Source organism: Nocardia higoensis NBRC 100133 (assembly GCF_000308595.1).
GTDB classification, from domain to species: Bacteria; Actinomycetota; Actinomycetes; order Mycobacteriales; family Mycobacteriaceae; genus Nocardia; species Nocardia higoensis.
Map to the genome: position 1 here is coordinate 1 of NZ_BAGA01000066.1, position 9981 is coordinate 9981.

A 9981-nucleotide genomic window follows, 5' to 3' on the forward strand; every position below is an offset into this window, starting at 1 on the left:
CCCCTTACGACGTGCGTGCCTCCAAGGCCCACGCGCGAGTGCTGCACAAAGCAGGCCTGCTCACCGAAGCCGACCTCACCGCCATGCTGTCCGGGCTGGACCGGCTCGCCGCCGACGTCGAGTCCGGCGCGTTCGGACCGGCCGAGACCGACGAGGACGTGCACGGCGCGCTCGAACGCGGGCTCATCGAGCGGGTCGGCGCGGAACTGGGTGGCAGGCTGCGCGCGGGCCGCTCCCGCAACGACCAGGTCGCGACCCTGTTCCGGATGTGGCTGCGCGATGCCGCCCGCCGCGTCGCCGCCGGTGTGCTGGACGTCGTGGACGCGCTCATCGCGCAGGCCGCCGCACACCCCGACGCGGTCATGCCTGGCAAGACCCATTTGCAGGCCGCCCAGCCGGTGCTGCTGGCCCACCACCTGCTCGCACACGCCCACCCGCTGCTGCGCGACCTGGACCGCCTGCGTGATTTCGACAAGCGCGCGGCTGTCTCGCCGTACGGTTCGGGCGCGCTGGCCGGTTCCTCGCTCGGCCTGGATCCCGAGGCCATCGCCGCGGATCTGGATTTCGATGCGGCCGCGGCCAACTCGATCGATGCCACCTCCTCGCGCGATTTCGCCGCCGAGGCCGCCTTCGTGTTCGCCATGATCGCCGTCGACCTGAGCCGGATGGCCGAAGAGGTGATCATCTGGAGCACACCGGAGTTCGGCTACGTCACGCTCGCCGATGCCTGGTCGACCGGCTCCTCGATCATGCCGCAGAAGAAGAACCCGGACGTTTCGGAACTGACCCGCGGCAAGGCGGGCCGGTTGATCGGCAACCTGACCGGACTGCTGGCCACCCTCAAGGCCCAGCCGCTGGCCTACAACCGGGATCTGCAGGAAGACAAGGAACCGGTCTTCGATTCGGTCGCCCAACTGGAACTGCTGCTGCCCGCGATCGCGGGCCTGGTCGGCACGCTCACCTTCCACACCGACCGGATGGCCGAGCTCGCGCCCGCGGGCTTCACCCTGGCCACCGATATCGCCGAATGGCTTGTCCGTGAGGGTGTTCCGTTCCGTGTGGCGCACGAGGCGGCCGGTGCGTGCGTCCGTGCCGCCGAGTCGCGCGGGGTGGGTCTCGACGAACTCACCGACGAGGAGTTCGCCGCCGTCGATCCGGCGCTGACCTCGCGGGTGCGGGAGGTGCTGACCGTGCAGGGGTCGATCGCTTCGCGTAATGCCCGCGGTGGCACCGCGGGTACGCAGGTGGCGAAGCAGTTGGAAGAAGTGCGAGCGGCTGCCGCCGAGGCGCGCGCCCGCTTGGCCTGAGGGAGATCCCCGGCCCGGAAAGGGCCGTAGGCAACGAAATTCGCCCCCCGTCGCACATGGCAGCAGATGCGTGCGACGGGGGCGATGCGTTTCGATATCGGTCAGAGACCGACCAGGGCGAGCAGAGCAGCGAGCAGATCAGAGACGAAACCGAGCACCATGCGAGTTATCTCCTTCATACGTGGTTGCTATTGCCGTGGGGAAGATTAGTGGGCCCCCTAGGGGAAACACAAACCCAGCCCAAAACGGGGTTTTGGTCGGAAGTCCGTCTCACTGCTCGGGATTCGGCCGCCGGTGCGTCCGCGGGTTCGCGGTCGGCGGGTCCGGTGGGGGTGTGGTCGATGCCTCGGCATGGTGTATTGCCCTCTTGATGCAGGACACTCGGCTGCGGTGGCCCGGCGGGACGCGAAAACTGGCTATGCTCACCGGATTGCGCCGAGTTGGCGGGGCCCTCTGCCTGTCCTGCGTCGAAGTTCGGCGAAAAGGCAGCGGAAAGCTGCTGATCGGCACTTCCCTTGTCGCTCGGGAACCCCGATGCTGGTGTGGGAGCATCGCGGCGTCCGGCCGGATCGGCGGCCGGAAAGAATTGCGCCGAGGGGTATCCGCAAGTTTCGGGCAATCGGGTAGTGGCAGGTCCCGGTGGTGATGTGCCGGGTGTCGACCGGGCGAGCATTGCGCCCGCTTTTTCGATCACTGTGTATTTCGTTGACGCCGACAGGTTCTCGGGGACCGGGCGGAAGAGGAGGAGTACCGGATGATCTCGAGACGACAGTCGTGCTCGTACCGGCGACCGGGGGCGGTGAGTATCCCGTGAGCTTCCATCGGGCCGAGGCCGCTCTGGGCTACCTGCGTGCCGATCTCTCCGGCATCCGTCAGCCCTGGGAGGAGATCAGGATGCGCCACCTCGCTCCGCGCCTCGGATACAACCTCTGCAAGACCATCGTCTTCACCGCCGCCACCGACAACCGGATCGAACGGCTGCTCGCCCAGATCGAGCGGCACGGAGCCAGGGCGGTATTCGTCCCCGACCCGGCGCATCTCGAAGGACGGCTCGAGGTGATCCGGGCCCGCGTCGGTGTCGTCGTCGACCTCGAGGACGAACCGGCGCCCACGGCGATCGAGCGGGTGATCCCGCACTACGAAGCCGGTTGGCTCGGCATGTGGCGCTGGCTCAGCGGCTGATCCCGCGAGCGCTTCACGGAGAAATCCCCGGTTGCCGAGAGCGATTCGCGCTGTCTACCATCGGTGCGATGACGACCGGGACGGCCTCGAGCCACGCACGGACAGGTGACCCGGCGCGCACCTGAGCGCCCGCGCGCCTCCTGCCACGTGATCGAACCAAGCATCACTTTCGATCACGACAGGAGCCTTCCATGACCGCACGTTTCAACCACACGATCATCGCCGCGAACGATCGCGAGGAATCCGCCGCGTTCTTCCGCGACATCCTCGAACTGGCCGATGCCCCGTCCTGGGGCGTGTTCACCAACCTGCTCTGCGAGGACGGCGTACTGCTGCAATTCGCCGAGCCGCCGGTCGAGATCCAGCGCCAGCATTACGCCTTCCTGGTCGACGACCAACTGTTCGATCGGGCCTACCGGCGACTGTGCGAGCGCGCGATCGAGCACTGGGCCGACCCGTTCTTCCAGCGGCCCGGTGAGATCAACAACGAGCACAACGGGCGCGGGGTCTACTTCCTTGACCCGGCCGGACACGGCATCGAGATGATCACCCGCCCATATCTGTAGTCACCGCGCTGGCGGTTCGCCGTACGCGCGCTCCTCGAGCAGATCGGCCAGATGCAGGACGGGCCGGGCGAGATCGGGAATCGCCGCGGGTCCGCTCGGCCTGCCCGGCCGGTAGGTGAGCAGATCACGCCCGGCCAGGCTCCACCGTTCGACGGGACCGTCCAGCTGCGCCTGGATCACCACGGGGTCGAGCATGAGCCGGGCGTACTGCCGGTCGACCGCGATCACCCGGAAGCGCCGGTCGAAAGCGGCGTGGCCGGTGTGGATGGAGGTGGAGCCGGTGAAGGCGTCACCGATTTCGCGGCTCAGTTCGCGGTCGAGCACGGCCAGCGGGGGATAGGGGCGGTCCAGGTGCACCACGAGGACGGTGAAGCGGTGCGACTCGCAGCGGTACTCGGCGGCGGTGACCAGTCGGTTGTCCACCACCCCGGTGACGGAGAGGACCACGGTCCCGCTGTCGTGGCCGGGCAGTCGCGCGCTCCAGGCCGGATGGGCGCGGTCGTCGTAACGCCAGCCGTGCGTCGCGGCCCATCGGGCGAAGGTGTCCCGGCGTGGCCGGTCCGAGCCGCGCAACAGCGGCAGGAACACGAACAGGCCCGCCGCCCCCACAACGACGGCGAAGACCACCACGGCGATCAGGACGGCTTCCCGCACGGCCACCACCTCCCGGCTCGAATTCCCATTGTGAAGCAGGCCATCGCCGCGGGTTGCCGGGACGCAGGGACACGCCGGTGAGTCACTAGGCTGCCCGCATGACCTTGCTGTTCCTCGCCCTGGCCATAGCGTTCGAAGTGACGGCGACCGTCTCGCTCAAGCTTTCCGAGGGATTCAGCAAGATCGGGCCGTCGATCGTGGTCGTCATCGGGTACTGCGGCGCGTTCTACTTCCTGTCCCAGTCGTTGAAACGCGGAATGCCGATCGGCGTCGCCTACGGCATCTGGTCGGCCATCGGCGTCGCCGCGATCGCGATCATCGGGGTGCTGCTGCTCGGCGAGAAACTGACCCTGATCCAGGTCGGCGGCATCGCGCTGGTGATTCTGGGGGTGGTGGCGCTGGAACTCGGGGGCGCGCAGTGACGCGCCCGGTCAGGAGCCTTCCTGGGCGATCTTCTTGGCGATGTTGTGGGCGAGCGTGCCCAGCCGGCTCAGCCGGGCATCGCCGAGCGGGGTGAGCTTGCCGCCCAGCCGATTGGTGACGAAGCCGAGCGACATCCCGGTCTCCGGGTCGGCGAAGGCGCCCGAGCCGCCGAGCCCGAAGTGCCCGAACGCCGAGACCGGCTCCGCCCGGGACGGTTTCATCGGCACGCCGTGATAGCCCAGCGCCCAGGGGATACGGAAGGCCAGCACGTAGTCGGGGGTGAAGACCTGCCGCGTGCGGATCACATCGACGGTGCCCGGCCGTAACAGCTCACGCCCGCCGAGGCTGCCGTCGCAGGCCAGCGCCCCGTACATCGTGGCCAGGGAGCGGGCCGAGAAGACGCCGTTGACCCCGGGCATCACCGAATCGTGCAGGCGCGGGTCGACCATGATCTCGGCGAACCCGCGCGGGGTGGTCTCGGCGGCCGCGGACAGTCTGGTGCGACCCATCAGCCGCGCGCTGTTCTCCCAGCTCATCCCGGCGACCGTGAGCATCGGGAAATTGACCGCGATCCTGGACCGCTGCTCCCGCGGCACCCGGAACCACAGATCGGTGATGCCGAGCGGTTCGGCGATCTCGGTGCGCAGTGCGTCGGTGAAGCTCGTTCCGCTCACCCGGCGCACCAGTTCGGCGACCAGGTGTCCGAAGCTGATGCCGTGGTAGCCGCTGGTGATGAGGCGCCTCGGGTCGGGGGTGGCGGCGGCGAGGGCGGCGGTGACCGCCTCGTCGTCGAAGAACCGATCGATCGGGCCGGGCACGAGATCGCGCAGCCGGTGCAGGCCGGCGCGGTGGGTGAGCAGTTCGCGCACGGTGATCGCGCCTTTGCCCGCGGCCGCGAACTCGGGCCAGTACTCGGCGACCGGATGGTCGTAGTCGAGCAGGCCGCGTTCGGCGAGCCGATGCAACAGCGTCGAGGCCACGCCCTTGCCGGTGGAATAGGTGACGGCGAGAGTATCGCGGGTCCATTGCTGTCCGGGCCGGGCGAATCCGGCCCAGACATCGACCACCGGCTCCCCGTGCAGATAGACGCACAACGCGCCGCCGCCGTCACCGGGTCTGCGGAAGAGCCGGTCGAACTCGGTCACCAGCCGGACGAACCGCCTGTCCACGTGCTGGGCCGTGTGTTCGGCGGCGCGTGCCGCCGCGACCTCGTCCTCGTTGGTCTCGTGTGCTGTGGAATCGGTGGTCACCCGGCCGCACCCCTCTCGTCGTCCCCGTCCACAGTAGGAGGAACAGAGATCGAGGGTGGTGGGGGAGCGGAGGGCCGGGTGTGTCCGCGCGTCAGGCCGCGGCGGCCCGGCAGAGGTCGAGCAACGCCGAACCCGGGTCGTCCACGTCGACGACCAGCCGGGTGAACTCGCCGTCGTTCAGGTCGATCTGCAGGCCGCTGCCGTCGAAACGGGTGTCCCAGAATTCCTTGCGGCCCTTGCCGCGGAAGGTGCCCGCCGCGATCACGCCGGGGAAGAAGGCGCCGGCGCGGACCCACGGCGGGCGCATGTCCACCGGTGCGGGAGCGACGGCGGCGACCTCACGGAAATCGAAGGTGATGCTGTCGCGCCGGGAGAGCAGCCGATGGCCGCCGACCACATGAACCGTCACCGTCGTACCGCGAACCTCGATCTCGACCATTGGTGCGCACCTCGCTCTCACCCGGGCAACATCTGTTCTCTCCAGGATGCGCCGCGGGCCTGGCGTCATGCTGTGCCATTCCTGTGAATTCACCAAGTATCTTTTCACATCCAGCTACTCGGATATGCGTATCTATGCATTCGGCTCCCGGAAGGGTAGGTCGGAGGCCGCACTTACGGAAAACGCACAACGCAGAGGACCGGTGGGTGTGGGTGATCGGCGGGATCCGGCGGTCAGCAGCGACCGGCCGCGCAGGGGGCCGCGGTCAGTGCTCTCGGCGGGTATCCGCGCGAAAAGCGGCGTCGGCGATCTCGAGCACGGGAGCCAGCCAGGGGGTGAAGGACTGCGGATCGGTGGCCAGCAGCGTCCGCACCTCGGCCGGGTCGAGCCAGCGGAGTTCGGCGACCTCGGTGGGGTCCGGTTGCGGGGTCGCCGCGGTGGTGCCGCCGATGAACACGTGATCCCACTCGTGTTCCACCCGGCCGGTGGTCGCGTCGCTCGCGCGGTAGCGGAAGATGCCCGCCTCGACGAGTTCGGCATCGAGTCCGAGTTCCTCACGCAGCCGGGCACGCGCGGCGTCCGGAATGCCTTGGCCGGGCGCGGGATGCCCGCAGCAGGTGTTGGCCCACTGCAACGGGAAGCGGGTCTTCACGGCCGCTCGCCGCTGCAGCAGCACGCGGCCGTCGTCGTCGAACAACAGCACGGAGAAGGCCCGATGCAACTGCCCGGGCGCGCGGTGCGCGTCGGCGACCGGGCACTCGCCGACCGCGCGTCCTTGCTCGTCGACGAGCTCGACCAGCAGCGATTCGCGATCGGTGGTCGGCAGCACGGCGGTGTCGGTCATTACCCCAGCCTATCGAGGCCCCGGAGCGGTGCCCTCGGGGTGTGACCATCGTCAGGTCTCGAAACGGTCGTGGCTGCCCTCCGATGCCCTCGCCATGTGGAAAGCTCGTCGTACGCGTCGGGATCGTAAGGGTGCGTGGCACGAGGTGCAGGAGCGATCGTGAAGTTCAGTGCGAAGGGTGTGGCGGGACCGATACGGCGCCTGATGGCGACCGCGCAGAACGGTCTCGAGGTGATCCGTTTCGGCGGATTGGCGCATGGTGTCGAGGCCTCGCCGTTCGAGGTTGTCGAGCGGCGCCGCATGTACCGGCTGCGACATTATTTCCCCGACGACGCGGCTCCGGGGCGCCCGGTGGCCCTGCTGGTGCCGCCGCTGATGGTCAATGCCGACATCTGGGACGTCAATGCCGAGGGCGGCGCGGTCGGCATCCTCAACCGCGGCGGGGTGGACTGCTGGGTGATCGACTTCGGCTCGCCCGCGCTCGAGGAGGGCGGCTGGCAACGCGACCTGGCCGATCACGTGCTCGCGGTGAGCAGCGCCATCGACACGGTGTGCGCGGCGACCGGGGCCGAGGTCCATCTCATGGGCTATTCGCAGGGCGGCATGTTCGCCTACCAGACCACCGCATACCGGCACGGCCGCGATGTGGCCAGCATCGTCACCTTCGGCAGCCCGGTCGACATCGTCAACGGTGTGCCCTTCGGCCTGCCCTACGGCCTGGTCTCCGATGCCGCCGACTTCCTCGCCGACCATGTGGTGACCCGGCTGCCGATCACCGATTCCATGGTGCGGGTCGGCTTCCAGATGCTCGACCCGGTCAAGACCGTCAAGGCACGCATCGATTTCCTGCGTCAGTTGCACGACCGGGAGGCGTTGCTGCCCAAGGAACGTCAGCGCCGCTTCCTCAACAGCGAGGGCTGGGTGGGATACGCGGGGCCCGCGGTGGCCGATCTACTCAAGCAGTTCGTCGCGCACAATCGGATGATGCTGGGCGGGTTCGTGATCCGCGATCAGCCCATCTCGCTGGCCGAACTGACCTGCCCCATCCTGGCGTTCGTCGGCGAGGTGGACGATATCGGCCAGCCCGCGGCCGTGCGCGGCATCGTGCGGGCCGCCCCGAATGCCGATGTCTACGAATCATGTCTGTACGCGGGGCATTTCGGTCTCGTGGCGGGCAGCGTCGCGACCGAGCGCACCTGGCCGCTGGTGCGGCAGTGGATCGAGTGGGCGGCGGGCGATCAGCCGTTGCCCGAGGAGATCCACCCGATGTCGGAGCACACCAAGAGCGGCGCACAGCATTCGGCGGCCGACAGGATCGTCAGTTCCGCGGCGGCGCTGGCCGAGGTCGGCAACGGGGTGGGCAAGGTCTTCGAGGGGCTGGCCGGTAGCGCGGTGCGCGGCTCGGTCGAGTTGGTGGGCGAGGCCGCCCGCGCGCTGCCCCGGCTCACCCGCCTGGGCATGATCCAGTCCGGCACCCGGATCTCGCTCGGCAGCCTGCTCGCCGAACAGGCCAGGCGCGCGCCCCTGCGCGACTGCTTCCTGTTCGACGATCGCGTGCACACCAATGCCGCGGTGGACGTGCGCATCGACAACATCGTGCGCGGTCTCATCTCGGCGGGGATCCGGCCCGCCACCAGGGTCGGCGTGGTGATGGAGACCAGGCCGAGCGCGCTGGCCGCCGTGGCGGCGCTGTCCCGGTTGGGCGCGGTGGCGGTACTGCTCGCACCGGGCAGCGAACTCGGCCGGGCGATGGAGCTGACCGGCACTCGCACTGTGCTGGCCGACCCGGAGAACCTGCGTCAGGCAGCGGCCACCGGAGCCGAGGTGCTCGTACTCGGCGGCGGCGACGCCCGCGCGCTCGACATCCCGACGGGCGCAGAGGTGATCGACCTGGAACAGATCGATCCGGCGCAGGTACGTGTGCCCGCGTGGTACCGGCCGAATCCCGGCCTGGCGCGCGAGCTGGCGTTCGTGCTGGTCACCGGCACGGGCGACCGGCTGGAGACCAAGTACATCACCAATCATCGTTGGGCGCTGTCGGCTTTCGGCACCGCCACCGCGGCGGACCTGGACCGCCGGGACACGGTGTACTGCCTTGCGCCGCTGCATCATTCCTCGGGTCTGCTGGTCAGCCTCGGCGGCGCCGTCGCCGGTGGCAGCCGGATCGCGCTGGCCCGCTCGCTGGACCCGCGCAGCTTCGCCGAAGAGGTGCACCGCTACGGCGTCACGGTGGTGACCTACACCTGGACGATGCTGCGCGACATCCTCGACGCCGAGGTGTTCCCGGCCGGCCACGCCCACCCGATCCGGCTGTTCATCGGTTCCGGCATGCCGGCGGGCCTGTGGCGGCGGACTCTCGAGCAATTCGCCCCCGCCCGGGTGCTCGAGTTCTACGCGTCCATCGAAGGCGATGTGGTGCTGGCCAATGTCAAGGGCGGCAAGGTGGGCAGCAGGGGCCGTCCGGTGCCGGGTACCGCGAAGGTGGAACTGGTCGCCTACGACCCCGCGACCGCCACGATCCGTACCGACGAGAGCGGGTACGCGCTGCGCTGCGCCGACAACGAGGTCGGGCTGCTCATCAGCAAGGCATCCGACGCCGTCGAGCTGTCGGCGGGCGGGCTGCGTGGCGTCTTCGCGCCGGGCGATGCCTGGATGCCGACCGAGAACCTCTTCCGCCGCGACAGCGACGGCGACTACTGGCTGATCGACCGCGCCGACACCGTGGTGATCACCGAGCGCGGCCCGGTCTACGGTCAGCCGATTCTGGACGTGCTCAACGACATCGCCGCGGTGGATATGGAGGTCGCCTACGGTCTCGAGGTGGGCGGGAAGTACTTGTCGGTGGCCGCGGTCTGTGTTCGGGACGGCTGGCACCTCGAACCCAAGGACGTCACCGAGGCGATGCACGCGCTCGAAAAGAGTCGACGCCCCGACCTGGTGTACGTGGTCGACACGATCCCGCGCAGCGCCTCCTACCGGCCCTCGACCAGCGCGGTGCGAGCGGCGGGCCGGCCGCAGCCCGGCCCGGACACCTGGTGGTACCACCCCGATACCGAGTCCTACGAGGTGCTCACCGAGGCCGAGGCCGCCGCACTCTTCGGCGCCGCCGAGGCCTGAGGCGAACTCAGACCCGGAACTCGGTGACGGCGGCGAGCACCCGCTCGACCTGCTCGTCACCGAGACCCGGCCACAGCGGCAAGCGCACCAGTGTCGAGGAGAACTCCGCGCTGTGGACGCACGGCCGCGGGGTGCGGCCGAGCTTGAGTCCGGCCGGGCTGGAATCCAGCGGCACATAGTGGAACGGCGCGCTCACCCC

10 protein-coding genes are annotated in these 9981 nt (G+C 69.1%); 5 read left to right on the plus strand and 5 right to left on the minus strand.

All coding sequences use genetic code 11. The annotated features are described in order from the left end of the window. From argH to ON26_RS09390, 3 genes are all read left to right on the plus strand, one after another. Window positions 1–1307: argininosuccinate lyase (argH, locus tag ON26_RS09380; protein WP_040795649.1), on the plus strand; the 1307-nt coding region annotated here is incomplete at its 5' end. Window positions 1308–2117: 810 nt separating this feature from the next. Next, window positions 2118–2489, plus strand: coding sequence for a hypothetical protein (locus ON26_RS31545; protein WP_157171838.1), 372 nt, complete (start codon window positions 2118–2120; stop codon window positions 2487–2489). Between the two features lie 191 nt (window positions 2490–2680). Further along, window positions 2681–3055, plus strand: coding sequence for a VOC family protein (locus tag ON26_RS09390; protein ID WP_040795650.1), 375 nt, complete (start codon window positions 2681–2683; stop codon window positions 3053–3055). Here the strand turns inward: ON26_RS09390 and ON26_RS09395 are convergent, their stop codons facing one another. Continuing rightward, the gene (locus ON26_RS09395; RefSeq protein WP_157171839.1) at window positions 3056–3709 is read right to left on the minus strand and encodes a hypothetical protein; all 654 of its coding nucleotides are present in this window, start codon (window positions 3707–3709) and stop codon (window positions 3056–3058) included. A 98-nt stretch (window positions 3710–3807) separates the two neighbouring features. Between ON26_RS09395 and ON26_RS09400 the strand changes: the two genes are divergently transcribed. Continuing rightward, a complete protein-coding gene (locus ON26_RS09400) occupies window positions 3808–4131 on the plus strand; it encodes a DMT family transporter (protein WP_040795652.1) in 324 nt (107 codons plus the stop codon). 9 nt (window positions 4132–4140) lie between these two features. Here the strand turns inward: ON26_RS09400 and ON26_RS09405 are convergent, their stop codons facing one another. From ON26_RS09405 to idi, 3 genes are all read right to left on the minus strand, one after another. After that, window positions 4141–5382, minus strand: a complete 1242-nt coding sequence (locus tag ON26_RS09405; RefSeq protein ID WP_245545787.1) for a serine hydrolase domain-containing protein — start codon at window positions 5380–5382, stop codon at window positions 4141–4143. A gap of 91 nt (window positions 5383–5473) precedes the next feature. After that, the gene (locus ON26_RS09410) at window positions 5474–5821 is read right to left on the minus strand and encodes a hypothetical protein (protein ID WP_040795653.1); all 348 of its coding nucleotides are present in this window, start codon (window positions 5819–5821) and stop codon (window positions 5474–5476) included. A gap of 265 nt (window positions 5822–6086) precedes the next feature. After that, entirely contained in the window at window positions 6087–6665 is a 579-nt protein-coding gene (idi, locus tag ON26_RS09415; RefSeq protein ID WP_040795654.1) for an isopentenyl-diphosphate Delta-isomerase, read from the minus strand. A 159-nt stretch (window positions 6666–6824) separates the two neighbouring features. Between idi and ON26_RS09420 the strand changes: the two genes are divergently transcribed. Next, on the plus strand, window positions 6825–9782 hold the full coding sequence (locus ON26_RS09420; RefSeq protein ID WP_085998981.1) for an acyl-CoA synthetase: 2958 nt from the start codon (window positions 6825–6827) through the stop codon (window positions 9780–9782). A gap of 7 nt (window positions 9783–9789) precedes the next feature. Here the strand turns inward: ON26_RS09420 and ON26_RS09425 are convergent. Further along, window positions 9790–9981, minus strand: a 192-nt coding sequence (locus ON26_RS09425; protein WP_174375389.1) for a DegT/DnrJ/EryC1/StrS family aminotransferase, incomplete at its 5' end; no start/stop codon positions are given.

Excerpts from the sequence above, each read along its gene's own strand:
- ON26_RS09400 (WP_040795652.1), top strand. The coding sequence starts at position 3,808 with ATGACCTTGCTGTTCCTCGCCCTGGCCATAGCGTTCGAAGTGACGGCG.
- idi (WP_040795654.1), bottom strand. The coding sequence starts at position 6,665 with ATGACCGACACCGCCGTGCTGCCGACCACCGATCGCGAATCGCTGCTG.
- ON26_RS09410 (WP_040795653.1), bottom strand. The coding sequence starts at position 5,821 with ATGGTCGAGATCGAGGTTCGCGGTACGACGGTGACGGTTCATGTGGTC.
- ON26_RS09390 (WP_040795650.1), top strand. The coding sequence starts at position 2,681 with ATGACCGCACGTTTCAACCACACGATCATCGCCGCGAACGATCGCGAG.